This is a genomic window from Thioalkalivibrio sp. ALD1 (genome assembly GCF_000381245.1).
Lineage (GTDB): Bacteria > Pseudomonadota > Gammaproteobacteria > Ectothiorhodospirales > Ectothiorhodospiraceae > Thioalkalivibrio.
In genome coordinates, this window is record NZ_KB906241.1 from 513353 (window position 1) to 538236 (window position 24884).

24 protein-coding genes are annotated in these 24884 nt (G+C 64.4%); 10 read left to right on the forward strand and 14 right to left on the reverse strand.

The window, feature by feature from the left end; genetic code table 11:
* Positions 1 to 4: 4 nt before the first annotated feature.
* Entirely contained in the window at positions 5 to 883 is an 879-nt protein-coding gene (argB, locus tag F623_RS0102405; protein ID WP_018860888.1) for an acetylglutamate kinase, read from the reverse strand.
* Positions 884 to 1052: 169 nt separating this feature from the next.
* Between argB and hmpA the strand changes: the two genes are divergently transcribed.
* Positions 1053 to 2234, forward strand: coding sequence for an NO-inducible flavohemoprotein (gene hmpA / locus F623_RS0102410; RefSeq protein ID WP_018860887.1), 1182 nt, complete (start codon positions 1053 to 1055; stop codon positions 2232 to 2234).
* Here the strand turns inward: hmpA and F623_RS0102415 are convergent, their stop codons facing one another.
* A complete protein-coding gene (locus F623_RS0102415) occupies positions 2235 to 3029 on the reverse strand; it encodes a gamma-glutamyl-gamma-aminobutyrate hydrolase family protein (protein WP_026278599.1) in 795 nt (264 codons plus the stop codon).
* 10 nt (positions 3030 to 3039) lie between these two features.
* On the reverse strand, positions 3040 to 4032 hold the full coding sequence (locus tag F623_RS0102420; RefSeq protein ID WP_018860885.1) for an amidoligase family protein: 993 nt from the start codon (positions 4030 to 4032) through the stop codon (positions 3040 to 3042).
* A 111-nt stretch (positions 4033 to 4143) separates the two neighbouring features.
* Here F623_RS0102420 and folB point away from each other — a divergent pair, with 111 nt between their 5' ends.
* The 6 genes from folB (at position 4144) to fetB (ending at position 8796) form a co-directional block, all read left to right on the forward strand.
* On the forward strand, positions 4144 to 4509 hold the full coding sequence (gene folB / locus F623_RS0102425) for a dihydroneopterin aldolase (protein WP_017926523.1): 366 nt from the start codon (positions 4144 to 4146) through the stop codon (positions 4507 to 4509).
* A 254-nt stretch (positions 4510 to 4763) separates the two neighbouring features.
* Positions 4764 to 5480 (forward strand): TorF family putative porin, encoded by a 717-nt coding sequence (locus F623_RS0102430; RefSeq protein ID WP_018860884.1) that lies wholly within the window; start codon positions 4764 to 4766, stop codon positions 5478 to 5480.
* A gap of 65 nt (positions 5481 to 5545) precedes the next feature.
* Positions 5546 to 5884 carry a P-II family nitrogen regulator gene (locus tag F623_RS0102435; RefSeq protein WP_012981610.1) on the forward strand — a complete coding sequence of 113 codons (339 nt, stop codon included), beginning with the start codon at positions 5546 to 5548 and terminating at the stop codon, positions 5882 to 5884.
* Between the two features lie 37 nt (positions 5885 to 5921).
* Positions 5922 to 7175, forward strand: coding sequence for an ammonium transporter (locus F623_RS0102440; protein ID WP_018860883.1), 1254 nt, complete (start codon positions 5922 to 5924; stop codon positions 7173 to 7175).
* Between the two features lie 203 nt (positions 7176 to 7378).
* The gene (locus F623_RS0102445; protein WP_018860882.1) at positions 7379 to 7999 is read left to right on the forward strand and encodes an ATP-binding cassette domain-containing protein; all 621 of its coding nucleotides are present in this window, start codon (positions 7379 to 7381) and stop codon (positions 7997 to 7999) included.
* Positions 7990 to 8796, forward strand: coding sequence for an iron export ABC transporter permease subunit FetB (gene fetB / locus F623_RS0102450; RefSeq protein ID WP_018860881.1), 807 nt, complete (start codon positions 7990 to 7992; stop codon positions 8794 to 8796). Before F623_RS0102445 ends, fetB begins: the two co-directional genes overlap by 10 nt.
* A gap of 148 nt (positions 8797 to 8944) precedes the next feature.
* Here the strand turns inward: fetB and speE are convergent, their stop codons facing one another.
* On the reverse strand, positions 8945 to 9796 hold the full coding sequence (speE, locus tag F623_RS0102455; protein ID WP_018860880.1) for a polyamine aminopropyltransferase: 852 nt from the start codon (positions 9794 to 9796) through the stop codon (positions 8945 to 8947).
* A gap of 106 nt (positions 9797 to 9902) precedes the next feature.
* On the opposite strand from speE, the gene speA reads away from it, so the two are divergent.
* The 3 genes from speA to typA all read left to right on the forward strand — a co-directional run bounded on the left by speA (position 9903) and on the right by typA (position 14134).
* Entirely contained in the window at positions 9903 to 11807 is a 1905-nt protein-coding gene (gene speA / locus F623_RS0102460) for a biosynthetic arginine decarboxylase (protein WP_018860879.1), read from the forward strand.
* Between the two features lie 4 nt (positions 11808 to 11811).
* Positions 11812 to 12060, forward strand: coding sequence for a YcgL domain-containing protein (locus F623_RS0102465; protein ID WP_018860878.1), 249 nt, complete (start codon positions 11812 to 11814; stop codon positions 12058 to 12060).
* Between the two features lie 253 nt (positions 12061 to 12313).
* Entirely contained in the window at positions 12314 to 14134 is a 1821-nt protein-coding gene (gene typA, locus F623_RS0102470; RefSeq protein ID WP_018860877.1) for a translational GTPase TypA, read from the forward strand.
* Between the two features lie 123 nt (positions 14135 to 14257).
* Here the strand turns inward: typA and F623_RS0102475 are convergent, their stop codons facing one another.
* The 10 genes from F623_RS0102475 to F623_RS0102520 form a co-directional block, all read right to left on the reverse strand.
* The gene (locus F623_RS0102475; protein ID WP_018860876.1) at positions 14258 to 14671 is read right to left on the reverse strand and encodes a type IV pilin protein; all 414 of its coding nucleotides are present in this window, start codon (positions 14669 to 14671) and stop codon (positions 14258 to 14260) included.
* Positions 14668 to 14979, reverse strand: coding sequence for a hypothetical protein (locus F623_RS0102480; RefSeq protein WP_026278598.1), 312 nt, complete (start codon positions 14977 to 14979; stop codon positions 14668 to 14670). The genes F623_RS0102475 and F623_RS0102480 overlap by 4 nt, the downstream gene beginning before the upstream one ends.
* Positions 14980 to 14993: 14 nt before the next feature.
* Positions 14994 to 18518: a pilus assembly protein gene (locus tag F623_RS0102485; RefSeq protein ID WP_231367683.1), complete on the reverse strand. Its 3525-nt coding sequence runs from the start codon at positions 18516 to 18518 to the stop codon at positions 14994 to 14996.
* A gap of 31 nt (positions 18519 to 18549) precedes the next feature.
* Positions 18550 to 19047: a PilX N-terminal domain-containing pilus assembly protein gene (locus tag F623_RS0102490; protein WP_026278596.1), complete on the reverse strand. Its 498-nt coding sequence runs from the start codon at positions 19045 to 19047 to the stop codon at positions 18550 to 18552.
* A gap of 2 nt (positions 19048 to 19049) precedes the next feature.
* The gene (locus F623_RS0102495; protein ID WP_026278595.1) at positions 19050 to 20084 is read right to left on the reverse strand and encodes a PilW family protein; all 1035 of its coding nucleotides are present in this window, start codon (positions 20082 to 20084) and stop codon (positions 19050 to 19052) included.
* Positions 20081 to 20551, reverse strand: coding sequence for a type IV pilus modification protein PilV (gene pilV, locus F623_RS0102500; RefSeq protein WP_018860872.1), 471 nt, complete (start codon positions 20549 to 20551; stop codon positions 20081 to 20083). The genes F623_RS0102495 and pilV overlap by 4 nt, the downstream gene beginning before the upstream one ends.
* A 9-nt stretch (positions 20552 to 20560) precedes the next feature.
* On the reverse strand, positions 20561 to 21079 hold the full coding sequence (locus F623_RS0102505) for a GspH/FimT family pseudopilin (protein ID WP_018860871.1): 519 nt from the start codon (positions 21077 to 21079) through the stop codon (positions 20561 to 20563).
* Positions 21080 to 21171: 92 nt separating this feature from the next.
* A complete protein-coding gene (locus F623_RS0102510; RefSeq protein ID WP_018860870.1) occupies positions 21172 to 21696 on the reverse strand; it encodes a GspH/FimT family pseudopilin in 525 nt (174 codons plus the stop codon).
* A 142-nt stretch (positions 21697 to 21838) separates the two neighbouring features.
* On the reverse strand, positions 21839 to 23701 hold the full coding sequence (locus F623_RS0102515) for a hypothetical protein (RefSeq protein WP_018860869.1): 1863 nt from the start codon (positions 23699 to 23701) through the stop codon (positions 21839 to 21841).
* Positions 23698 to 24846 carry a pilus assembly PilX N-terminal domain-containing protein gene (locus F623_RS0102520; protein ID WP_018860868.1) on the reverse strand — a complete coding sequence of 383 codons (1149 nt, stop codon included), beginning with the start codon at positions 24844 to 24846 and terminating at the stop codon, positions 23698 to 23700. Before F623_RS0102520 ends, F623_RS0102515 begins: the two co-directional genes overlap by 4 nt.
* Positions 24847 to 24884 lie beyond the last annotated feature (38 nt).

Below are 24884 nucleotides of genomic sequence, written 5' to 3' on the forward strand. Positions count from 1 at the left end.
GTCGTTAGCGGCTGATCAGGGTCCCCACACCTTCGTCGGTCAGGAGTTCCAGCAGCACGGCATGCTCCACACGGCCATCGACGATATGCGTGGCGTTGACGCCGCTGCGCACGGCATCCAGTGCGCAGCGGATCTTCGGGATCATCCCGCCGTGGATCGTCCCGTCCCGGATCATCTCGTCCACTTCCGGGGCCGTCAGCTTGGGTAGTAGTTTTCCGTTGCCGTCCAGTACACCCGGGGTGTTGGTCAGCAGGAACAGCTTCTCCGCATCCAGCACCACCGCGAGCTTCTCGGCCGCGGTGTCGGCGTTGATGTTGTAGGCCTTGCCGTCGCGGTCGAAGCCGATCGGCGCGATCACCGGAATGAAGTCGCTTTCGTCCAGGGTATGCACGATCGCCGGGTCCACGCCCTCGACCTCGCCCACATGGCCCAGGTCCACGGTGGGCTGCCCCTCCGAGGCGCCGTAATCGCGCAGCGGGTTTGCGCGGATCATCTGGCCGTCCTTGCCGGTCAGGCCCACCGCGCGCCCGCCGAAGCGGTTGATCAGCGAGACGATCTCCTGATTCACGATCCCGCCGAGCACCATCTGCACCACGTCCATGGTCTCACGGTCGGTCACACGCAGGCCGTTGACGAACTCCGTCTGCTTACCCAGCCGTTCCAGCAGCTGGCCGATCTGCGGCCCGCCGCCATGCACCACCACCGGATTCACGCCCACCTGCTTGAGCAGCACGATGTCGCGCGCGAACGAGGCCTTCAGGTGGTCCTCGGTCATGGCGTTGCCGCCGTACTTGATCACGATCGTCTTGCCCGCGAAGCGCTGGATATAGGGCAGCGCCTCGATCAGGACATGGGCTACGGAATGGGCCGTATGGGTATCCATGGCAGTTCTGGCTGTTCAGGAATGCGGCCGCGCAGTTTACCACCGTGACAGAGGCAGGCGCCTGAGGTGCCGGTACCCGGCTTTAAGGTGCGTTAGAAATACGGCGTTTGACGGTGGGTTGCCGCTCCCGTATAAAGCTGCACACACAATACAACATAAGGAGAGATACATGCTGTCGGACGACCACAAGTCCATTATCCAGAAGACCGTCCCCATCCTGGAATCCGGGGGCGAAGACCTGACCCGCCACTTCTACAGCATTATGTTTCGCGATTACCCAGAGGTGCGGCCCCTGTTCAACCAGGCGCATCAGGCGAGCGGCCAGCAGGCGCGGGCGCTGGCGAATGCGGTGCTGCAGTACGCGCGGCACATCGACGAGATGGAGGCCCTGGGCCCGCTGGTCGGGCAGATCGTGAACAAGCATGTGTCGCTACAGGTGCAGCCGGAGCACTACCCGATTGTGGGCGAGTGCCTGCTGCGGGCAATGCGCGAGCTGCTGGGCGAGGAGATCGCGACCGATGCCGTGCTGGAGGCCTGGGGTGCGGCCTACCAGCAGCTGGCGGATATCCTGATCGCTGCCGAGGAGGATGCCTATCAGCAGGCCGAGGCGCAGGCGGGCGGCTGGCGCGGACTGCGTTCGTTTGTCGTGCGGCGCAAGGTGCCGGAGAGCGAGGAGATCACCTCGTTCTATCTGGAGCCCCAGGACGGCGGGCCAGTCCCCCCGTTCCAGCCCGGCCAGTACATCGGGCTGAAGGTCGATATTGATGGCGAAGAGCTGCGCCGAAACTACTCGCTTTCTATCCCGCCGGGCGCGCACGGGTTGCGCATCAGCGTGAAACGGGAGCCGGAAGGCCGGGTATCTCGGTTTCTGCACGACCGCATCCAGGAGGCCGATGTACTGGAACTCACCCCGCCGGCCGGAGATTTCGTCTTGCGCGAAAGCGATCGTCCGCTGGCCCTGATCTCGGCGGGCGTGGGGATTACCCCGACCATGGCCATGCTGGACCCGGCATTGGAGGCCGGACGCCAGGTGCACTTCATCCATTGCGCCCGCCACGGTGGGGTCCATGCCTTTCGCGAGCAGGTCGAGGCGCGGGCACGGGAGCACGATCACCTGCGTCCGTACTTCTGTTACAGCGAGCCTGCCAACGAGGATGCCGCCGACGCGACCGGCTTCCTGACTCGGGACAAGCTCGCCGAGTGGCTCCCGCATCGCACCGAGGTCGACGTGTACTTTCTGGGGCCGACGCCGTTCATGCGGCAGGTTCGCCAGCAGCTGCGCGAGCTTGGCGTGCCCGAGGAACGCTGTTTTTTCGAGTTCTTTGGCCCGGCACGGGCGCTGGAAGCCTGATCACAGCGGCTGGGCGGCGGCCACCAGTGCCCGGAACAGGCGCTGGTGGCGGCGTTTTTGTGGGAGGTATTCTGGGTGCCATTGCACGCCGATGCACCAGCCATGCTCGGCCTCGATCGCCTGAACGACGCCCGTCTCCTCGCGTCCGACGATGCGCATCCCCCGGCCCAGCCTGTCCACCGCCTGATTGTGCAGCGCGTTCACACGGATCGCGCCTTCGCCCAGTATCTGGGCCAGGTGACTGCGGCTATCGAGCATGACCGGCTTGACCGGAAGCAGGCTGCGCGCCTGCGGGGTCTCGACATAGAACTCGGCTAGATCCTGCTGTAGCGTCCCGCCGCGCACCACGTTGATCAGCTGCATCCCGCGGCAGATGCCCAGTACCGGGCGGTGCTCGTCCAGCGCGCGATGGATCAATGCCTTTTCCAGCCGGTCACGCTCCACGTCCAGTACGCCGCCGTGCGACTGGAACAGCCGCCTCAGGAGCCAGAGCGCGGGGTAGAACAGGTACCCGATCAGTCGTTGCGACAGGCGGCGTTCCGCGCCGCGAATGGCCTCCGGGTTCGGGCCCTGAGGCAGCGACTCCCCGTACAGTTGGGGATCGACATCCGCACCGCCCCCGACCACCAGTGCGTCGAACGCGCAATGGGGGCGCGGCTTGCCGGGGCGTACGCGCAGGGGGCGCCCGCCGGCGCGCCAGACGGCCAGCGCGGTAAACAGCCAGGCGGGGCCTCCACCCTGGTCGGGGCCGGTGATCGCGACGACTGGACGCCGCGCCGGCTCGGGGTCGCTCAGGGCCTCGTATTCAGAACCAGCCACGCAGCCTCCTGGCCCAGTCATCGGCCCAGCGACCCAGTGCCTGAGTGGGACGTTCCAGGTATTCGCGGCTCATCCGCTGCAGGCGTTCCCGGTCCGCGGCGAGCCGTTCCACTTCGACCCAGCCGTTAAAGGGGTGGGCCAGACTCCATTCGGGGTCGTCGATCTCGCAGTTGGGCAGGCGATAGTGGAACGCGGGCCGGGCCTTGATCAGTTCATGCTCCACCGGGGCGGCGTTGATGCGGTCCCGGTCCAGCTCGGCAAACAGCGGAAGCATGTCCAGCGGCCGATTACGCGTGGCGTTGTGTGCGAGGTAATGGTCGATCAGTCCCCCCTGGCCCGGCTGGAAGTCCGGGTTCAGGGTCTCGCGGACGAAGGTGCCGGGGAACGCGCGGATGTAGGGCGACAGGCGCCTGGCCAGGTCGATCTCGCCCGCGTTCGTCAGCACCTCGTACAGCAGGAGGAAGGCCCGCAGGACATCAAGGATCCAGGCGGCATCGGTGCTGTGGACCTCGATATTGAGCTGCAGCCCGAAGGCGTAGAGCAACGAGCGCTCGGTCCCAAGGGCACCGGCTTCCTGCAGTACGGCACGTACACGGTCCAGGCGGGGAAGTGCCGAGGCCGGTATCGGTGGTGCGACGATCTCGTGCGGTACCAGGCGCCCGGCGGCATCGGCCAGCCAGCGGTCCAGCGCGGCCTCGTCGGTGTCGTCGAGTTCGATGCCCAGCCGCCGCAGGTGGCTGCGATAGGCCCGGTCCTTCAGTACCCGGGCGTCCAGTTCGACCTGGAAATCGCCCTGGTCCGTATCGCAGACCCGGGCGACGAACGGGTTGTCACAGCGCACCTGGCCGCCAAACTCGGTGCGGATCGCCTCCGCCATGCGCTCGAGCGAAACGCCAGCCATCTCGATCTCCACGCCCACCTTTCGGGGCGACCCATCCGGGTTATCTGGCCACGGCAGATCGTGAAAGCGCTCGGGCATCAGGAATGTCCTTGGGAAGGTGCCGCGTCATGATAACGGTTCGGTGTACCTGCCGTGGGCAAGCCAGTACGATAGGCGCCGGCCGCCAGGGCCGGACCGCGAAGGTACGGGATGGATCGAATCTACCTCAAGGATCTGCGCATTGATGCCGTCGTCGGTGTCTATGACTGGGAACAGCGCATCCAGCGCCCCCTGCGCTTTGACATCCAGCTGGCTACTGATACGCGCATCGCCGCGCACTCGGGCGAGATCACCGATACGGTCGATTACGAGGCGGTGGCTAACGCCGTGCGCGCGATCGTCACGCGCGAGCCTCACGCGCTACTGGAATCTCTGGCCGAGGAGGTCGCGGAGGCCCTGATGGCCGAGTTCCGCACCCCCTGGGTGCGCATCGAACTGGGCAAGCCCGGTGCGGTTGCCGGTGTGGCCGAGGTCGGCATCGTGGTCGAACGCGGCACCCTGCCAGCCTCCGCCTGATCCCCTTACGCCTGTTCCTGACTTAGTCCGTTTCGGTGCCGGCCGTGCGGCCGGTCACAGATTCCTCATTCTCTGACCCAACATGGTGCGTGTGCACTTTTAGTGCGCACTACTTTCGTGCGCGCGAGCGTCGTTCGCCTGCAACAGGTGTTGTGAAAAGCCGATCTGGCTCCGTTTTCCCGATGTGGCACGGCCCGTGCAAGGACCGGGTGTCGACTACGCGACACTCAATTGCACAACTGGGAGAACACAACATGAAGAAGTTCACTCGTTCCGCACTGGCCGCCGCCATTGTCACTGTCGGCTCGACCGGTGGCGTGGTCTTTACCTCGACCGCCACCGCGGAGCTTTCCGTCAACATCGGGGCGGTCTCCAACTACTACTTCCGTGGTGGTTCTGAAACGGATGACGGTGCCGCGATCCAGGGTGGCATAGATTACGAACACGCATCCGGATTTTATACCGGAACCTGGGTCTCCAATGTCGACTTCGGGGACGACACGAGTTACGAGCTGGATCTTTATCTTGGGTTCGCCGATGACTTCGAAAACGGTCTTGGCTACGACGTCGGCTACGTCTACTACGCCTACCCCGATGCCCGTGACGACACCGGTTCCCTGAGCGCCGATTTCGGCGAGATCTACGGCGAGCTGAGTTTCGACACCGGCCCTGTAGGCCTCTATGGCGGTATCGCACACGTCGTCACCGACAGCTCCGACTCGGCGCTCGAGCGCAAGGATACGTACTACTACGGCGGCCTCGATATCCCGTTCATGGATGTCTACAGCGTCGGCTTCCTGGTCGGCCGCCAGACCTTCGACGACACCGACGAAAACGACAACTACACCCACTACACCGCGAGCCTCACCCGCGATGCCGGTGACTGGGGCGAGTTCAGTTTCAACCTGGAATACGTCGATGAGTCCGACGAGGACGTTGGCGCCTGGGTGGGCTGGACCAAGACGTTCTAAACCCGGCTTTTCCCCTCAAGTAACTGCGGGTCCGCCTTTTGGTGGACCCGCTCAAGGAGTCCGACATGAAGATGATTACCGCCGTGATCAAGCCGTTCAAGCTTGATGATGTCCGCGAGGCGATCTCGGAGATCGGCGTGCAAGGAATGACCATGACCGAAGTAAAGGGTTTTGGTCGTCAGCGCGGCCATACCGAGCTCTATCGCGGAGCCGAATACGTGGTCGATTTTCTGCCCAAGGTGAAACTGGAAGTGGCTGTCGACGAGAACTTGGTCGATCAGGTGGTCGAGGCCATTTCCAAGTCTGCCAGTACGGGCAAGATCGGCGACGGCAAGATCTTTATCACACCGGTGGAGCAGGTCGTGCGTATTCGCACGGGCGAGACCGGCCCGGAGGCCCTTTAAGGGTTTTCCCTCTTCCATCGAATGAGGAATTTCAATCATGGAAATTGAACAACAAGTTGTCGAACTCGCCTATGCGATGGACACATTTTATTTTCTGGTGGCCGGTGCACTGGTGATGTGGATGGCCGCGGGCTTTACCATGCTCGAGGCCGGGATGGTGCGCACCAAGAGTGTCGCCGAAATCGCTACCAAGAACATCGCCCTGTATTCGATCGCCAGCATCATGTACATGCTGATCGGTTACAACATCATGTACGGCGATGGCCTGAGCTCCGTAATCCCGAGCCTGGGCTTCCTGATCACCGGCGACAATGCCGTGGGCGAGGTACTGGGTAGCGATGGCGACATCTACTACTCCGATCGTGCCGACTTCTTCTTCCAGGTCGTGTTCGTGGCCACCGCGATGTCCATCGTCTCGGGTGCCGTGGCCGAGCGGATGAAGCTGTGGGCTTTCCTGGCCTTCGCGGTCGTGCTGACCGGCTTCATCTACCCGATCCAGGGCTTCTGGAGCTGGGGTGAAGGGTTCCTCGACCAGATCGGCTACCTCGACTACGCCGGTTCCGGCATCGTCCACTTCACGGGTGCCGCCGCGGCATTGGCCGGTGTGCTGCTCCTCGGGGCGCGCAAGGGCAAGTACGGCAAGGACGGTCAGATCAACGCGATCCCGGGCTCCAGCATGCCGTTGGCGACCCTGGGCGTGCTGATCCTGTGGTTGGGCTGGTTCGGCTTCAATGGTGGCTCCGAGCTGAAGGTCTCGGACATCGAGTCCGCCAACGCCGTGGCCGCCGTGTTCGCCAACACCAACCTGGCCGCGGCCGGGGGTGTGGTCGCCGCCCTGATCACCACCCGTCTGGTGTTCGGCAAGGCTGATCTGACCATGGCACTGAACGGCGCGGTCGCGGGCCTGGTGTCCATCACGGCCGAGCCGCTGATGCCCAGCCCGTTCCTGGCGATGATCATCGGTGCCATCGGTGGCGTGATCGTGGTCTTCTCGATCGTCGCGCTGGACAAGCTGAAGATCGACGATCCGGTTGGTGCGATCTCCGCGCACGGTACTGCCGGTATCTGGGGTGTGATGGCCGTGTTGCTGTCCAACCCGGACGCGACGTTCTTCGGCCAGATCGCGGGCCTGCTCGCCATCTTCGCCTTCGTCTTCACGGCATCCCTGATTGTCTGGGCCATCCTGAAGGCCGTGATGGGTATTCGCCTGAGCGAAGAGGACGAGGAGATCGGTGCCGACATCACCGAGTGTGGCCTCGAGGCCTACCCGGAATTCACCGGGAAGCAGTAAACGCTCGAAACGCGAGTAGGGGTTCGGCCCGGAGGGCCGGGTCGAACCCCCAAAGTGTCTCCTCCGACGCCGACAGCAACAGTCTCCCAGGACTCAAGGATGTTGGCTTTCAGGGCGCCTCCCCGGCGCCCTCTTTTTTTGCCCCCCGCGAACCCCCGCGGGTTCGGTTACGATTCCGCTTTCGCCTGACCGGAACCGCCAGCATGGATCGCCTGTTCGAAGCACATGAGCTGAAAACGGCCCACCTGGGCCCGCTGGAACTGCAACTCCAGCCCGGCGAGCTGGTGCAGCTTACCGGTGCCTCGGGCTCCGGCAAGTCCCTGCTGTTGCGCGCGCTGGCGGACCTGGATCCGAATACCGGCGAGGTCCGTCTGGCCGGTGCGCCCCGCGACTCGATGCCCCCGGTGCAGTGGCGCCGGCAGGTTGCTTATGTGCCGGCGGAGACCGCCTGGTGGAGCGAACGCGTGGACGAGCACCTGCCCGCCGACTTCTCCCGCGAGACGGCGCTGCACCTGCTGGAGCAGGTCGCACTCCCGGAAGAATCCCTGCACTGGGAGGTCGAGCGGCTCTCCAGCGGCGAGAAGCAGCGCCTGGGTCTTCTGCGGGCGCTGCTGAATCATCCACGCGTCCTCCTGCTGGACGAGCCCACCGCCAACCTCGACCTGGAGAACACCAGGCGCATCGAGCGCGCGGTACGCACATACCTGGCGGAGGAAGAGGCGGCGGCCCTTTGGGTCAGCCATGACACGCTGCAACGCCAGCGCCTCGGTGGACGCATCCTGACCATCAGCAACGGCAAGCTGGAGGCCCCCGCATGGAGCTGATCTCGCTTTCCCCGTTCGATCTGACGCTGGCGGCGCTGCTGGTCGTCGCGCTGGCCGGGGTGACCGTCTGGGCGCGCATGGGCCTGGGGCGCAGCCTGCTGATCGCCGGGGCGCGCACCGTGATCCAGCTGCTGCTGGTCGGGCTGATCCTGCAGACGCTGTTCGACCACGCCCAGCTTGGCTGGGTGGCGTTGATGGCGGTGATCATGCTGGCGGTGGCCGGCTACGAGGTGATGGCGCGCCAGCAGCGCCGCTTCGCCGGGCTGTGGGGCTACGGGATCGGTACCGTGACCATGTTCATCTCGGCATTCGCGGTCACGGTGCTGGCACTGACCACCATGGTCGGCCCGACCCCCTGGTGGGAGCCGCAATACGCGATCCCGCTGCTGGGCATGCTGCTCGGCAACACCATGACCGGTATCGCGCTGGGACTGGACCGCCTGACGCAGACCGTCTGGCGCGAGCGCCGAACAATCGAGGGCCGGCTCGCGATGGGGGCCTCCTGGAGCGAAGCGGTCACGACCATGCGTCGCGAGGCCGCGCGCTCCGGCCTGATGCCGACCATCAACGCCATGGCCGCCGCCGGCATCGTCAGCCTGCCGGGCATGATGACCGGCCAGATCCTGGCCGGCGCCCCGCCGGTGGAGGCCGTGAAGTACCAGATCCTGATCATGTTCCTGATCACCGCGGGCACCGGCTTCGGCACCCTGGGCGCGGTCTGGTTCGCCTCCCGCCGCCTGTTCGACACCCGTGAACGCCTGCGCCTCGACCGCCTCAAGGCCGGCCGCCCCGCCTAGCCCGATCCCGCACTCACGGCGCAATTCGCATGTGCTCTTTGCACCCTGCGGTGCTCGGTAGCTCCGTAGGATGCGCTGAGCGCAGCGAACCGCATCAAGCCGCGGCCGGCGGAACCCCTTGCGTGGGAGGCTGAAGGGGCTGCCCGCCTCAGGCGAACAGCTTGCGGCGGAAGAACTCCGGGGTGGCACCGGCGGCGCGGTGGATCGCGGCGTTGTAATAGTGCGTGACAAACGGCAGTTCCTCGGCTGCCTCTTCGCGCAGGAACGACACCGGGCAGTCCTTCGCGGCGATGGTGCAGGTCCACCAGCCTGAGGGATAGGTCGGTTGCGGGAAGTGCAATGCCAGGGCGTCGATAAAGTTCGCCGCACGCAGGCTGTCATGCATTGGGCGGATGATGCTGTCGGTGTGCAGCAGCGGCGATTCGCTCTGCTGCACCAGCAGGCCGTCCGGGCCCAGGGCCTTCACGCAGTCCTTGTAGAACGCGGTGGAGAACAGGCCTTCGGCCGGGCCGACCGGGTCGGTGGAGTCGACGATGATCACGTCGATGGAGCCGGGGGCGGCGTCCTTCAGGTACTGCACGCCGTCGTCGAACAGCAACTCGGCGCGCGGATCGTCATTGGCGTCGCACAGCTCCGGGAAGTATTGCTCGGACAGGCGGGTGACGCGCTCGTCGATATCCACCTGCACGGCGCGCTCGACCTCGTCGTGCTTGAGCACCTCGCGCAGGGTGCCGCAGTCGCCGCCGCCAATGATCACCACGTTCCTCGGAGCGTTGTGCGAATACAGCACCGGGTGCGACATCATCTCGTGGTAGATGAAGTTGTCGCGGCCGGTCAGCATCACGCAGTCGTCGATCACCATCAGGTTGCCGAAGGCCTCGGTCTCGTAGATCTCGATCCTCTGGTACGGGGTCTGTTCTTCGTGCAGCTTCTGCTTGATGCGCAGGGACAGCGCCATGTCTTCGTGCGGTTCGCTGAACCAGTTGTTGTCGAGTGCCATTGGCGGCTCCCCTTGCCGGTGCGGTGGACGGTATGATGCGCCGCTATGATAGTGCCCCGTACGCTGCGGGCAACTGGTCACACTCATGCGCAAACCCGGGATCGCCATGTCTGACACGCCCTGGAATCTGGACGAGGCCCGCGCCACCTACGGGATCGATCACTGGAACGGTGGCTTCTTCGAGGTGAACGCCGCGGGCAACGTGGCGATGCGCCGCGCGGACTGGCCGGAGCACCCTGGCGTGGATCTGTACGAGCTCGCGGGGCGTCTGCGGGAGGAGCATGTGGGCCCGCCGGTGCTGGTGCGATTCCAGGATGTGCTGGACGGCCGGGTGCGCCGCCTGGCGCGGGCCTTCGACACCGCCGCGCGCGAGCTGGAGTACGAAGGCGTATTCACGGCGATCTATCCGATCAAGGTCAACCAGCAGCGCAGTGTGGTGGATCAGATTCTGGCGGCCGGTGATCAGCCGGATGCCGAGGGGCTAACCCCGCGCGTGGGGCTGGAGGCCGGCTCCAAGCCGGAGCTGATGGCCGTACTGGCGCAGTCGCGCCCGGGTGCGGCGATTATCTGCAACGGCTACAAGGACCGCGAATACGTGCGCCTGGCGCTGATCGGGCGCCAGCTCGGACACCGCGTGTACATCGTGATCGAGAAACCCTCCGAACTGGAGGAGGTGATCCGCCAGGCCGAGGCCATGCAGGTCGAGCCGCTGCTGGGCCTGCGCGTGCGCCTGGCCTCGATCGGCAAGGGCAAGTGGCAGAACACCGGCGGCGAGAAGGCCAAGTTCGGCCTCTCGGCGGCGGATGTGCTGGGCATCCTCGAGCGCCTGCGCGGCCTCGGCTGGCTGGGCCGGCTGCAACTGCTGCACTTTCACATGGGCTCGCAGATCGCGAACATCCGCGACATCCAGAACGGCATGGGCGAGGCGGCCAGCTATTTCGCCGCGCTGACCGAGGCCGGCGCGGCCCTGCGGGTAGTGGATGTCGGCGGCGGGCTGGGCATCGACTACGAGGGCTCGCGCTCGCGCAACGAATGCTCCATCAACTATTCGGTGGAGGAGTACGCGCTGAACATCCTGCGCCCGCTCAAGCGCATCTGCGAGGAACTGGGTCTGACCATGCCCGAGGTCTTCAGCGAGTCCGGGCGCGCCCTGACCGCGCACCATGCGGTGCTGATCACCAACGTGATCGACTGCGAGCCGGCCCCGGGGGATGGCGACGTCCCGCCTGCGGAGAATGGCGAACTGCCCGAGATCGCCGCCATGCGTGCCTTGCTGGACGAGGGCGAGCGCCCGGCGTCCGAGATCTACCACGATGCCGCCTACGGCCTGGCGGAGGTGCAGGCGCGCTTTGCCCGCGGGATGCTGTCGCTGGCCGACCGCGCCCGTGCCGAGGCGATCTACTTTGCCCTGTGCCAGCGGCTGCTGGCACGGCCGGAGGCCCTGCCGGCGGAGATCCACGCGGAGCTGACCGACAAGCTGGCGGACAAGGTCTTCTGCAACTTCTCCGTGTTCCAGTCGATCCCGGACACCTGGGCGATCAACCAGATCTTCCCGATCATGCCGCTGCATCGGCTGGACGAACGGCCGACGCGGCGCGCGGTGCTGCAGGACCTGACCTGCGACTCCGATGGCCACATCGAGCACTACGTGGAGCGCGAAGGCACGCACACAACGCTCGCCCTGCACCCGTGGAACGACCGCGAGCCGTACTACCTCGGCATCTTTCTGGTCGGCGCCTACCAGGAGATCCTGGGCGATCTGCACAACCTGTTCGGGGACACCGACACCGTGAACGTGGAGTTGCTGCCGGAAGGCGGCTATCGCCTGGTCGACCCAGAACGCGGCGACACCGTGGACGAACTGCTGTCGTACGTGCACTTTGCCCCGGATGATCTGCGGCGCACCTTCCGCGCCAAGATCGACGCCGCCGGCCTGCGCGGCGAGGCCGCGGGCCGGCTGCTGGCGGAGCTGGAGCAGGGCCTGACCGGCTACACCTATCTCGAGGACTGAACCGATGCAGTGCTATGTCTACCGCGCGACCCGGCGCGCCGATACCTACGTCTATCTGCCGCAGAAGGGCGACTTCTCCGAACTCCCCGACGGCCTGAGTCGAGCACTCGGTCGCCTCGAGTTCGCCCTGGAGTTCGAGCTGACCCCGGAGCGCGCCCTGGCCCAGGAAGACCCGCAAAAGGTCCTGGCCAACCTCAATGAGCAGGGCTTCCACCTCCAGCTCCCACCGCCGGAAGACGAGTCCAGGTCCTGACCCTCCGCGCGGCCGCCCACATGGTGCCGCCATGCTTCCCGAACCCGCGTCACTTTGGGTCATTCCGGCTCTGTCGCTGCGTTACGGCCGGGATGGCCGGGCGCCGGTTATCGATGGCGATCAGGCGGCTGATGAGTTGCCCTGGCAGCGCGGGGGCGAAGGAGCCTGCGCATAAAACGTGGAAGTCGCAGCGCGGTCACGAATAAGTCTGTATAGTGTCGGCCCTTTTGCCAGTATCCAGAGTTTGTATTCCATGACCGAGAAGCTTCGCAACATCGCCATTATCGCCCACGTCGATCATGGCAAGACCACGCTGGTCGACCAGCTCCTGCGCCAGTCCGGAACGCTTGATGCGCGCGGCGACCACGGCGAGCGGATCATGGATTCGAACGCGATCGAGAAAGAACGCGGGATCACCATCCTGGCCAAGAACACGGCCATCGAATGGCAGGACTACCGCATCAACATTGTCGACACCCCTGGACACGCCGACTTCGGTGGCGAGGTCGAGCGCGTGCTGTCCATGGTCGATTCCGTGCTGCTGCTGGTGGACGCGGTCGACGGCCCGATGCCGCAGACCCGCTTCGTGACCCAGAAGGCCTTTGCGATGGGCTTCAAGCCAATCGTGGTGGTCAACAAGGTCGACCGCCCCGGCGCCCGCCCGGACTGGGCCGTGGACCAGGTGTTCGACCTGTTCGACCGCCTTGGCGCGACCGACGAGCAGCTGGACTTCCCCATCGTGTTCGCCTCCGCGCTGAACGGCTTCGCCGGACTGGATTCCAGTGTTACCGAAGGCGACATGACCTGCCTGCTGGAGACGATCGTCAAGCATGTGTCGCCGCCGAACGTCGACGCCGACGGCCCGTTCCAGATGCAGGTCTCCTCGCTGGACTACAACTCCTACCAGGGCCTGATCGGCATCGGCCGCGTGAAGCGCGGGCGCATCAAGCCGAACACTCCGGTGAAGGTGGTGGACCGCGAGGGCAAGGTACGTAATGGCCGCATGCTGCAGATCATGGGCTTCCACGGCCTGGAGCGTGTCGAGGTCGCGGAGGCCCGCGCCGGCGACATCATTACCTTCACCGGCATGGACGAGCTGTACATCTCCGACACCCTGTGCGACCCGAATAACGTCGAGGCGATGGAACCGCTGACCGTGGACGAACCGACGGTGACCATGACCTTCCAGGTCAACACCTCGCCGTTCGCCGGGCGCGAAGGCAAGTACGTGACCTCGCGCGTGCTGCGCGACCGCCTGCTGGAAGAGCTCAAGCACAATGTCGCCCTGCGCGTGGAAGAGACCGACGACGCCGACAAGTTCAAGGTCTCGGGCCGTGGCGAGCTGCATCTCGGCATTCTGATCGAGAACATGCGCCGCGAAGGCTACGAGCTGGGCGTCTCGCGTCCGGAAGTGGTCATCAAGGAAGTGGACGGCGTAAAGCAGGAGCCCTACGAGGCCGTCACCGTCGACGTCGAGGAGCAGCACCAGGGCACGATCATGGAAAAGCTCGGCGAACGCCGCGGCGACATGACCAACATGGTGCCCGACGGCAAGGGCCGCGTGCGCCTGGACTTCATCATCCCGTCGCGCGGGCTGATCGGCTTCCAGACCGAGTTCATGACCGCGACCTCCGGCACCGGCATCCTGCACCACATCTTTGACCACTACGGCCCCTACCAGCCGGGTGCGGTCGCCTCGCGCCAGAACGGCGTGCTGATCGCCAATGCTGCCGGCAAGGCGCTCGGCTTTGCGCTGTTCAACCTGCAGGATCGCGGCAAGCTGTTCATCGGCCCCGGCGACGAGGTCTACGAGGGCATGGTCATCGGCCTGCACTCGCGCGAGAACGACCTGGTCGTGAATGCGCTCAAGGCCAAGCAGCTGACCAACATCCGCGCCGCTGGCACGGACGAGAACATCCAGCTGACCCCGCCGATCCGCATGACGCTGGAGCAGGCCATCGAGTTCATCGACGACGACGAACTCGTCGAGGTCACTCCGGAAAACATCCGCATCCGCAAGAAGTTCCTGCTCGAACACGAACGCAAAAAGGCCGCCCGCGCCGCCTCGGCGTAACGGTCAACGCCAGCGCCTCCTACAAGGGGCAAGGCAATAACAGGCGCCCGGCCGGGTTTACCCGCCGGGCGCTTTTGTTTGGGCATCGGATCGCCGGGGCTTGTTCGGGCTGGCCCGTCGATTTCACCAGCAATCGGACGCGGTACCGTTGGCACCGCGTTCGCCGCGCTCGTTCAGGGTAAGGGTGCCGCACCGGGTGTCACGGCTGGCCTGGACCCCCTGGGGTACGGCCTCGAGCCGGAACGAGGCCCGCTCGACCTCGGCCAGACGGAAGCTGTACCGATCCGGCATGCCGTTTTCGGTCATGCAGCCACGGCTGGGCAGGTCGCCCTCGTAGCTCATTTCACGGGTGTAGCGTCGCTCCATCGACTGTGCAGCCTCGGTCAGGCAGCCGGCGGCATTGCCCCGCCAGGTGTTGGTCACATGGTTCTGGTAGGAGGGGTAGGCAATCGCTGCGAGGATGCCCACGACCGCGACCACCACCATTACCTCGATGAGGGTGAACCCGAGACCGCCCCGAGGTGCTTTGGGGGTCATGGTTTTCGCTCCAGCTGCACGACCCGGCCGTCCGCGATTGTGGCCCTCACCCGGTCGCCGACCGCCGGGCTCGTGTCGTCATGAGTGCGGCGGTGTTTCGGATGCGGGATGCGGGAATGCAGGCGCAGTCGCTCGCCATTGATGACGACCTGCTTCTGTTCCGGAAGGCTGCGTTCCAGCACGCCTTCAACCGTGCGTTCCTGCTCGACGTAAGCCATCGCGAAGGTCGGGGACAGACTCAACGCAACCAGCACCCCGATCGCCCGTCTGCGGCCCATCGCGGGCAAGGTTGTTCTCGGTTTTTTCATCCTGTATCCCCCCGTTATCGGAGCTGACGCCAGCTGCGCCAGTTGAAGCCCGGACGTTCCTCGTCCGGCATCTGCCAGACCTCTCCCCCGGAGCCAACGGGCAGTTTGTATTCGCGATCCCGCCGTTGCTGGTCCTCGACCACGGTTGGCCGCGAGGGGATGCCGACTGGCGAGCGGATTCCGTGGGCGGGCAGGGCGATCGATTCCACGGTGCCATCCTCGTTCTCGACCGGGACGTCCACGAAACTTTCTTCGCCAAAGCCTTCGCCGCTGAGGTCCCAGGGCGACCGCTCCAGCCGGCCGCCGCTGAAGGCATCGAACTCCATGATCCAGCCGGTCCCGCCACCGGGGTCGCAGGGATCGCTGCTGGGCTCGGGGATCAGGGTCGCGAAGACGACACGGTCGCCGTGGCGGATCAGGGCATCTTCCACCACCCGTTCGCCCTGAAAACCGAACAGCGGCGAGACAAGATCCATCACCCAGCCGGCTTGGCTGTCCTCCATGGTGTGATCACTGGTGACGCGCAGATCAAAGTCGAATGCCTGGACCTCGTGCTGGATCTCCTGGACCAGCAGATCGGAGCGTTCGACGATGCCCTCATCGCGATCTCGTACCCCGTACAGGCTCTGCGTGGAGCTGTTGCCGGGGTCGTTGTCGCCGACCTCGAAATACTGGCCGGTACCAAAGAACAGGTTCACGTGCCCACTGTCGTCGCGCGCGACCGCCGGACGCGCCGTGATCGGTTGCCGGGTGCCACCCGCATCATGCGCCTGGAATAGCGGTGAAGTCTGGGTGCCGGTAGTGAGGAACCCCGGGGCACCCCACTGCGCGGGTCCGTTTCCACCCAGATCCAGACGCCAGAGATTGCCATTCAGATCCCCGGCGTAGATGCGGTCGATCTTGCGGTCGCCGCTGGTGTCGACGGGTACGGGGCTGAACATGCCGTTGTCTGCGGTGTTGTCCGAGTGGTTCGGTGTCCATTCGAACAGCCGTTCGCCGCTCAGGGTGTCGAGAATCAGGATTGAGGCCTGGCCGTTCTCGCTGCCGTAGCCGTTCGGAATCGCGGTGATCCATTGCCCGCTGGCGGCGCGCCCGAGCACGGGGTCGCCGATGACCCGGCCGAGAGAGGACTCGAATGCCTCGTGACGGTGGTCGATCTCCCACAGGACTTCCTGCCGGTCGATATCCAGCGCGAACACGCCGGTTCCACCCGCCCCCTGCGAGGCCACCACGATGCGCCGCCAGCCGGTTCCGTCATGCACGTGACCGAGCCGGGGTGAGCCATCCAGCACATAGCGCCGGTCGTAATCGGGTCTGGAGAGATCCTGAAGGTCGCCATAGACGGCGTTGGGGACGAGCGCGAAGACCTCGAGGCCGCCTTCCGAGGAGCAGCCACCAATGGGTTCGGCAGTGTTGTCCTGGCAGGGGAGTCGGCCGTCGAAAGCATGGAATTTGCCGTCGTTCGCGTTGACGGCCACTAGTGGGCGCTGGGTCCTCCAGGAGTCCAGCGCGTCGCTGTAGGACTCGCCGACCCCTTCGAGACGCCCATACCCGAAGTCCTGTGCATGTACGAACAACGGGCGTGAATTCACGATATCGCCCAGAAGGCGCTGCCGGGGGCGTAACTGGTCTGCGCCAAAACCCTCGTTATCCGACATGCCACGCAGCCAGTCGAGCCGCTCCGGGCCCGTCCCTTCTCCGCCCAGCGCTTCCTGCTGGGGATCGGTCAGTGCCGAGAATTCGAAGGCGACGGTCTCGCCCTGGCTCCAGCTCGGTGAGAAATCATCCGGTTCTTCGCTGGGTGCCCAGGTCAGCAGGTTGCGCCCCGCAGGTGGTGGCAGCTGGGCCTCGGCATCCCAAGCGGGGATGGACTCGATCAGTTCGCCGTCATCCAGGGCGGGGCTGGTTAGCCGAAAGGCCCGCAACTCTCCCGACCAGTCGCTGGAGTCGAAGCCGGCCTGGAAGATCGCGGATCCCGCCTGCAGGCTGGTGGAGTTGGCTGCGACAGCAGCCGAGCTGCCGGTCGCCTCCGCGATTACGCCCTCGAAGATGCGCGACATGGCGTCCTGCAGACCGTCCTCGCTGGTCGCGTCAAAGGCGGAACCGGTACCACCGGATTCGGCCAGAAGGTCCAGCGGGTTCTCCGGCATGTCGTCGTCCAGGCCTCCGATTCCGGGAGGCAAAGCGAAGCCCACGATGTAGGTGTCGACGTCGGTTGTGGCGTGGAAGTCCTCGATCGCGTCGGACGCCTGGCGGATCGCGGTGGCCGGGTCGTCGCCCAGTTCGGTGCCGTCGGCCTGTACCGAAGGGAGGCCGTCGGTGACCCAGACCGCGGCGTTGACATCGCAACTGCGCGGGATCTCGGGCGTATCGAGATTCCCCTGATCGCTGCCGAAGTGCTCGGTTTGTCCGAGGAAGTAGTCACGCGCGGTGCGCATCGTCCCCTCGAGTGGCGTGAGCCCGGCGGCAATCAGTGGCCAGTCCGGGTCCACCAGTACATTGCCATCGCCGGGTGACCAGTCGTGGCGTTGGGGCTCCAGCTTGCGCTCGATCGCTTCCCAGTGGTTGGGATCCACGTTGCCGTCGGCATCGAATCCGCCGATGGGCACATGCAGGTAGCCGAGGCCCGGCGAATGGTTGGCACGCCATTCCGGTTGATTGAGCTGGGAAAAGATCATGTGCTCGCCCCAGTGCGTAACACCGCGCTGGCGCATGCTGTCGGTCAGGGTGCCGAGCAGGTTCAGCGGGATCTGGTTCGAATAGACGGGCTGCCCGCCGAAACCCGCGGTGACATCGCGGTAGCAGTCGAACGGAAACAGGTCGTCCTCGGTGAAGTCTCCGGTGTATTCGCAGAACCAGGTCTCGTCGTGTTCCGGAAAGCCGGTCGCTCCATCCTCCGCCGTGATCCACTGATAGCCGGGCACGGCCACGTTGTAGAAGACCCAGACGTCGTCGCGTGTGGGGTGGGGTTCGCGGAAGCGCTTGGTATCCGAATCCCACGGGCCCTCGTGGTCCGGATCGTAGAAATCGGGATTCGGGGTGGAGGCGTAGCGCACGTCATGCGGGCGGTGGACCAGGCGCCAGAGCACGGTACCCAGGTCGGCTGGGTCGTCTACCGCGCTGATGAAGACGTCGTTGCGGGCATTGCTAGGCGGATGTTGCTGATAGGCCATCAGTCCCAGGTTGATGCGCCCTCGATACTCGTTGATCAGGTTTTGGCCTACACGTTTGACGATGCTGCCCTTGCTGTCCTCGTAGCGCGCACCGGCCGGGCACGTGTCGGGCTCCAGGTCCTCGCCCGGGGCGCACTGATCCCAGTCCATCGCGACCCGGCCCTGGCTCAGGCCCTCCTGCATGCTGTCGGAGTTGTCGAGGATCAGCAGTACGTTGGGTGGCAGGCCTGGCCCGGTGAGGAACAGCGGCTTGTTGGCGACCTGTGCCGCCACGCTCGCCGGCATACTGGCCAGCGCGAGGCCCAGCGCGGCCGCAACCAGGGCGTGGCGGGGTGCGGCTCGTGGCGTGGAGATTCCTGGCGTCATGGGCATCCTTGCGTCATGCGGTGGCCGAGGGTTAGTGGCGGAAGGTGGCCTGCAGGATTACGACAGCCTCGGGTGATCCGCCCTGAGCGCGCACCGTGATCCGGTAGAGATCCTGATTGGGCAGGGCTTCGTCTGCGGCGAGCGCATCCACCGGGGGAACCGGCACGGCCTCGATGTAGTAGCGGGGCATCGCGTACAGGCCGAAGCTCTCCGCGTCCGGCGGGGCATAGGCCGTTCCGCCTCCGTTGGCGAGCCGCTCCTCCCAGGCGAGAGGATCGGCAGGCGCGCCCACGGGCTCCGCTGCTGTACTGGGATCAAGATTCATCTGGCCATGCCGCAGGGCAGCCTCGGCGACCTGGAACGCCAGGTTGCGGTCCAGCATGTTGCCGGTCATGCGTTCCTGCAGAATGGTGTTGCGCATGCCGGTAACGGCGATCAGCGTGATCACCAGCAACAGTACCAGCCCGACGATCAGGGCCGAGCCCTGCTGCCCATGCCGACAGGGCACGCTTCGAGGTGTTGCGTTCATGGTCATTCCAGCCGGTTGCGCGTGGCGACGGTGGTGGTGAACACCTGGTACAGACGCCGGTCCGGCGCATCGAACAGTTCGTTGGCGAACAGCAGTCCGGTGCGGGGCTGATCCACCACGTTGTTGTCCAGCCCGTTGTAGACGAGCAGGTGGACGCGCACGGCGGCGACTCTGGCCCAGTCGCTTTCGCTCCAGCTGGTGGTATTGCCCGCGGCCACGAAGCCGTCGACCTGCTGGTTGTCGTTGTTGTCCTGCCCGAACTCCAGGCGCATGTCGTACACCCCCTCGGCGATCTCGCGGCGCACCGGGTTGCCGTTGCTATCGGTATCCGCCGTGCTGCGCCGGAACAGGCTGGCCACACCGGGGCTGGCCGAGGATTCGCCGATGTAATAGGTGATGGTTTCGAGTCGGGAGATCGAGAGGGTGGCGGGCCCGGAGAAATCCGTGAGGTCGCCGCCCACGTTCCCTGGCGAGATGTTCGCGCCCGTCGCGCGGCTGAGCACGCCGGGCTGGGCTGGAGCGTTCTGGAAAAGCTCGCAGGTGGTGCCGGCCTCGTCCGCGACCAGCACGATCTCGCCCTGGGCAACATCGACCGGGTCAACCGTGTTGATCGGTGCGGTGGTATTGGGCACCGCGACGGCAACCGACCCGATCGAGGTCATGCCATGCAGGGTCAGGACGTCACCACGAAGATGGTCGCTGGGTGGCTGCGGGGGCAGGAATGCCGATTCGACCGTGTGCGACCAGGGGTCGAAATCCGCGCTTGCCGTGTCGAGCAGGTTGTTGACATTGCCGCCACGGCAGCCCTCGTGGCCGGCCTCCCGCGCATCGCGAGCGATGCGTTCGATCACAAAGCGCCCGGTCTCCTGCACGCGCGACATGGCTTCCTGTGTGCGCGAGGTCTGCTGGGTGGAGACAAACAGGGCGATGACCCCGCCCACGATCAACAGCCCGAGCACCATCGCGACCATCAGCTCCACCAGAGTGAAGCCGCGCACACGGTTCCTGTTCCGGCCAGATGAGGAGTCGGCACTCATATCCCGGTCCTCGTGACGAACTCTTCAAAGGGCTCTTCGCCATCCTCCGCCAGGCGGCGGTTGTCCCAGCGAATGGTGATGGTGAAAACCTCACCGTTGCGTTCGATGCGGCCCTGTCCTTCGGGCAGGGCACAGGCCAGCGCCATCCGCCATTGCGTCAGGTCGGCGCTTGCCAGGTCGGGCCCCGTTCCCGGGGCCTCGCAATCGGGTGGTGACTGGAAGCCCGTGTCATAGTTGCCATCCAGGGCGGCCTCTCGGTTGGTGCGCATGCGATCGGCGATGTCGTAGGCAAGGTTGGTCGCCTGTGCACGCATATAGGCACCCTGGTTGAGCTGAAGCGCCTGCGCCTGGAGGGCCGCCAGCCCAATCACGCCAATGGAGAGCACCACCAGGGCGACGAGCACCTCGATCAGGGTGACGCCACGGGTACGGGCCACACGGGCGGCGGGGAGTGGACGTGATGACATCGACTTGGCCTATTCCGGGCAGCTTTCGGGCTGTGTCGATACGCGTCCGCCCGGCTCGACATGCAGCGAACGGCCGCGCTCGCCGCTGCAGTCTTGTGGCCAGATGCGCATAGCGGCATCGGTCGGTTCCGGACTGGACTGGGCACCCAGGGCGTCGAAGGCGAGTGAGCCATTGACCGCGATCCGAATGGAACTGGCCGGGCCTGACCATTGCTGCAGGGCCGTGCCCTGGCCGCAGTCGTTCGGGTCTTCGTCCACGGCAAACACCCGTGCCTCCCAGCCACCCTCCCAGTCGTTGCCATCCGGGCATACGGCTGCGGGCAGCCCGCGGCGGACTGCCTCGCTGCGGGCGAGATTCAGGGCATTGACGAGTTCGTTGGTGGTCGCCGAGGTGCGGTGATTCTCCACGAGGGTGGAGAAGTGCGGGATGGCGAGGCTGATCAGGATTACCAGCGCGGCAATCGTAATCATCAACTCCACCAGCGAAAATCCCTTTCGCCGGGTTTGTCGGATAGCCGAGTCTTCCATGACGGGCTCATTTCTAGATGATGGGAAGGGTCGCGTGTAGACCTGTTCTAACCGGCGGTCCAAATACAGCAATGGACGGTGTCTTAATTACTTTAGCCGCATGTTGCTTCGCCCACGCGCGGTCGCCCGGTATTCGACAGCACGATCGCCCGTCCCGAGCCTTCTCCCGCGCAGACACTGACGGTCCCCATTAGCCAGGCACCGGAGAGCTGCTGTGACTGTCCCAATGCATCGAAACTGATGTAGTGACGGGTGGGGGTGTTGCCAGTGATTCCCACGCGCGGCGCCTCCTGCCCCACGCGCACGATCGCATCAGGTCCTGTCGGTTGTGTGGCCAGTGCGGCGTTCTGGTAAAGGATCCAGCCGCCGTCCCAGTCGATCGCCGCCGAACAGGTGGCGCCATCCTGAGATGTGCACAGCGTGACCGGCGAGCCGCGACGGATCGCCTCGCTACGCGCCAGGTGCAGGGTGGTCAGAAAGGAATTCGTCGCGCTGGTCACGCGATTCTGCTCGACCAGATTGCCGAAAGCGGGGGCCGCGATACCGACCAGCACCGCAAAAACCACCAGCGTCACCATCAATTCCACGAGCGTCAGCCCGAGCGCATCCTTGCGCATACCAGACTCCTCCCTGAGTTGTTTAGCTATGACTCTAAAGGCGTTCGTAAATTATCGCCACTGGTGCGAACGTGCCATATGCTTGATGTCCGTGTCATCCGGGCACGAGCCTTGTTCTCGTGACGCAACCCGTCTGACGCTGCTAGAAGTTATGGTTGATCGTGCCGCAGTTCGTTGTTCCGCGGAACTCACGCAGTTGGTTACCGGGCCCCGAAGCCAACAGTTCGATCGTCTCCCCTTCGAGCGCTTCAATGGAGCAGGAATAGGTACTGTTGCTCGGATGGGAACAAGTCCCCCCTGAAGTGGGCAGATCGACCGAAACGATCTGATTTCGGTTGTGGCGGCTCCCCTGCACGACGGTCGTACATTCCGATCCGGATGGGGGAGGGTCGTCGTCACCATCGTCGTCGTCACCACTGTCGCGGGCAGCTAGTACGAATCCGAAGCTGTTGAAGTCGAGTATTTTTTCAATGTTGAGTGAGGAAGCCGAGCGCCCGGCACGCTTTTCGATGAGCTCGCCCTGCCCGTCGCGCTCGATTCGGTACCCCCAAAGTTCGTCTACCTCGACTCCGGATCCGGAGGCTGCGCCGACGACGCCCTGAGCGGAATTGCGCATGGGGTCGGTAACCGGACACCAGTAGGCTCCGCTGCCATCCCCGTCCCCGAGGCGCCCGAACGTCTGGCACTCGAGAGAGCCGCCCGACATCCGTGCATCGGCGGTCGAGACGTTGCTGTCCGCGTCGAGGAATCCACTCATTCGGGTGCGGAAGGTGGTGCGTGTTTGCGTTACAGCACCGCAAGTCGGGCGCGTAGTGCAGACCAGGCCGGCAGGGTTGTCGTAGAACGGGTTATTGGGGTTGTCCGCACTGTCGGCTTGGTGATTTTCGTGCCCGACGTGTTCCTCGCTGAACTGGAGCATCGCTTGCTCGCAGTCACTGGAGTCGTCTTTTACCAGGAAGTGATGGCCTCCGGGGACGAAATATTCAACCTCCGTGTCGCGGCAGTCTCCGTCGCGATCGCATACGGTGCCGATGCTGGCCTTTCCTTCGATGGTGCTACCCGTGATCCCGATTTCGACAATCGTGTCCTCTTCGGTGATGCGATTGCCAAAGTAACGGCGTTCCACGGCCCCGCCCAGTCCGCCGGAGAATGCCTGAGGCCGCTCGTTGGGCGAACCAATGCAAACCTGTGTCGTCGGGTCCTGCGGGAAGGCCACGATATTGCCCAGCCAGCCGTTGGACACGTAACACGAATATCCGATCGCCTCATAGCTACCAAATGTGGTGCTGTGGCTGAGTCCCTGTCCGGGGAATACACGGCAAAGGGTGTTCCCCGTGGCTGTGATCTGGATTGGAGGGAGCCCGTTGTCCAGGAAGTCGTCCCCGCGGAAAAAGATGTTCCCACTAATGCGCGCACTGCCGTTCGGAACTTCCAGGAAGTCTCCGGTATCCGGGTCAATGATCTCGGTGATCTCCCCGCTTTCGTCCGTGCGGACCATCATGCCATCGACCGTTTGCCCTTCATGGGCATCACTGGGTAATTCGACTTCGCCATCTTCGTTTCGATACGTGCCGGTAGTGCCGTCTCCGTCGCTTTGCGCGAGTGCGATATCAGCGACGCGGGAAATCGAGGTGTAAAGCTGTATGCCCTCAATCTCCGAGCCGTCTACGCGTACCGTGATATTGGCGAGGTCATCGACCTTCGTCACTTCCCAGGTCAGTTCAAAGACATCGTTGGTTCCCGCGAGCCCAGTTTCGCTACCGCTTTCCATCTCTTCCCAGCTGACGGATCGCAATTCGTCAATCTTCTGCTGGGCCAGATAGAGGGCTTCGCTGGACGCTTTGCTCTGGCCGCTCGTTTGCATCAGTGTGCCGTGGAACTGCGCGATGGCGAGCAGGCCTACCGCGAATACGATCAACGCAATCAAGGCCTCAAGAAGAGCAAAGCCGTGGGTGCGCGCCTTTGGCAGCGCTGCATCGCCTGTGCGATAGAAAGAATATTTCATTCGAAGTCCACCCAGCTGCCTGCGATGATGCCCGTCTGAATGCCCGCGCCATAGATATTGGGCCCGGACGGTCCCGTGGGATCCTCCAGATACCAGAGGTCCCGTGCCTGTTGGCTCAGAAGGTCACGGGCGGCATTGAGCGCCGCAAAATTGTAATTGAAGTCGGCGTTACCACCGCCTGAGCTCTGGAAGGTGGTCTCGCCGTATTCATAACTCCCATTGTTCTGAATCAAGTTCGAGACGAACATGGAGCCTTCGAGGCCGCCACTGCCACCACCGGTCACTGTGTAGCTTCCGCCCAGGACGATGATGAGTCCGTCGAACTGCGGTGTCCCGGATGTGGTCAGACCCCCTTTCACCACCAGGACACCCGACCCCCCCGCGTTGCCGCTGAATTCCATATCTCCATTCACGACGTTCACGCCATCGAGACTGCTGTTGCCGCCAACCGAATGGTTGCCAGATATCACATTGGCCTCTGCTTCGATGGCGCTGACAAAGTCATTCAGTGCGTTGGGATTGTCCCAGGGTTCGCCAAAACCACCGTCCGAGATGGGCCCGTCGTAGTTGTCCGCACGCCCCACTTCCGCGATTGCGTTGATTACTGCGTCGCGGTTCGCTGCATCCTGGAGTGAGATGGCCGGCCCGCCAGCGCCATCCACCCGAAACGAGTTACTGTTTGGTGCGTCGAAGTCGACGTCGCCAGCAAAGTTGAGGGGAGCCAGGCTCCCTTCTGAAGCGCCTTCGCCAAAGTCCATCAAGAACACGCTTTGCGACAACTGGCGAACGGCGGATCCATCGTCGCTACGGCCTTCCACCTCGATATCGAGGGTTACATAGCCGATTGCGGCGACGTCGGATGGGGCTTCGAAATCGGAACATGCCTGACCATCAATGCGGACGATCTCGAAACTACCTCGATCACTGTTGGGGCCGAGAAAATGAGGGCCGCAATCGAGGTTGTCGACGTCGTAGGAAACGAAAATGGACTGCATGTAACCCAGCCCAGCCTCAGCCGCGTTTAGGGCCTGAAACGACCGGTATTCGTTGCCCGCCATTTGCTGCTCGGTGCGAACAGGGTCGGTGGTGTAAAGGGCGATCAGGGTGGCGCCGAAGAAAAGGATGACGCCAACGACCAACGCCATGGCACCGGCCTGTCTCCTCGGAGGCGACGACAACGCTG

Coding starts and splice junctions, on each gene's coding strand:
- argB (WP_018860888.1), bottom strand. CDS start 883: ATGGATACCCATACGGCCCATTCCGTAGCCCATGTCCTGATCGAGGCG.
- hmpA (WP_018860887.1), top strand. CDS start 1,053: ATGCTGTCGGACGACCACAAGTCCATTATCCAGAAGACCGTCCCCATC.
- F623_RS0102420 (WP_018860885.1), bottom strand. CDS start 4,032: ATGCCCGAGCGCTTTCACGATCTGCCGTGGCCAGATAACCCGGATGGG.
- folB (WP_017926523.1), top strand. CDS start 4,144: ATGGATCGAATCTACCTCAAGGATCTGCGCATTGATGCCGTCGTCGGT.
- F623_RS0102430 (WP_018860884.1), top strand. CDS start 4,764: ATGAAGAAGTTCACTCGTTCCGCACTGGCCGCCGCCATTGTCACTGTC.
- F623_RS0102435 (WP_012981610.1), top strand. CDS start 5,546: ATGAAGATGATTACCGCCGTGATCAAGCCGTTCAAGCTTGATGATGTC.
- F623_RS0102440 (WP_018860883.1), top strand. CDS start 5,922: ATGGAAATTGAACAACAAGTTGTCGAACTCGCCTATGCGATGGACACA.
- F623_RS0102445 (WP_018860882.1), top strand. CDS start 7,379: ATGGATCGCCTGTTCGAAGCACATGAGCTGAAAACGGCCCACCTGGGC.
- fetB (WP_018860881.1), top strand. CDS start 7,990: ATGGAGCTGATCTCGCTTTCCCCGTTCGATCTGACGCTGGCGGCGCTG.
- speE (WP_018860880.1), bottom strand. CDS start 9,796: ATGGCACTCGACAACAACTGGTTCAGCGAACCGCACGAAGACATGGCG.
- speA (WP_018860879.1), top strand. CDS start 9,903: ATGTCTGACACGCCCTGGAATCTGGACGAGGCCCGCGCCACCTACGGG.
- F623_RS0102465 (WP_018860878.1), top strand. CDS start 11,812: ATGCAGTGCTATGTCTACCGCGCGACCCGGCGCGCCGATACCTACGTC.
- typA (WP_018860877.1), top strand. CDS start 12,314: ATGACCGAGAAGCTTCGCAACATCGCCATTATCGCCCACGTCGATCAT.
- F623_RS0102475 (WP_018860876.1), bottom strand. CDS start 14,671: ATGACCCCCAAAGCACCTCGGGGCGGTCTCGGGTTCACCCTCATCGAG.
- F623_RS0102480 (WP_026278598.1), bottom strand. CDS start 14,979: ATGAAAAAACCGAGAACAACCTTGCCCGCGATGGGCCGCAGACGGGCG.
- F623_RS0102485 (WP_231367683.1), bottom strand. CDS start 18,518: ATGACGCCAGGAATCTCCACGCCACGAGCCGCACCCCGCCACGCCCTG.
- F623_RS0102490 (WP_026278596.1), bottom strand. CDS start 19,047: ATGAACGCAACACCTCGAAGCGTGCCCTGTCGGCATGGGCAGCAGGGC.
- F623_RS0102495 (WP_026278595.1), bottom strand. CDS start 20,084: ATGAGTGCCGACTCCTCATCTGGCCGGAACAGGAACCGTGTGCGCGGC.
- pilV (WP_018860872.1), bottom strand. CDS start 20,551: ATGTCATCACGTCCACTCCCCGCCGCCCGTGTGGCCCGTACCCGTGGC.
- F623_RS0102505 (WP_018860871.1), bottom strand. CDS start 21,079: ATGGAAGACTCGGCTATCCGACAAACCCGGCGAAAGGGATTTTCGCTG.
- F623_RS0102510 (WP_018860870.1), bottom strand. CDS start 21,696: ATGCGCAAGGATGCGCTCGGGCTGACGCTCGTGGAATTGATGGTGACG.
- F623_RS0102515 (WP_018860869.1), bottom strand. CDS start 23,701: ATGAAATATTCTTTCTATCGCACAGGCGATGCAGCGCTGCCAAAGGCG.
- F623_RS0102520 (WP_018860868.1), bottom strand. CDS start 24,846: ATGGCGTTGGTCGTTGGCGTCATCCTTTTCTTCGGCGCCACCCTGATC.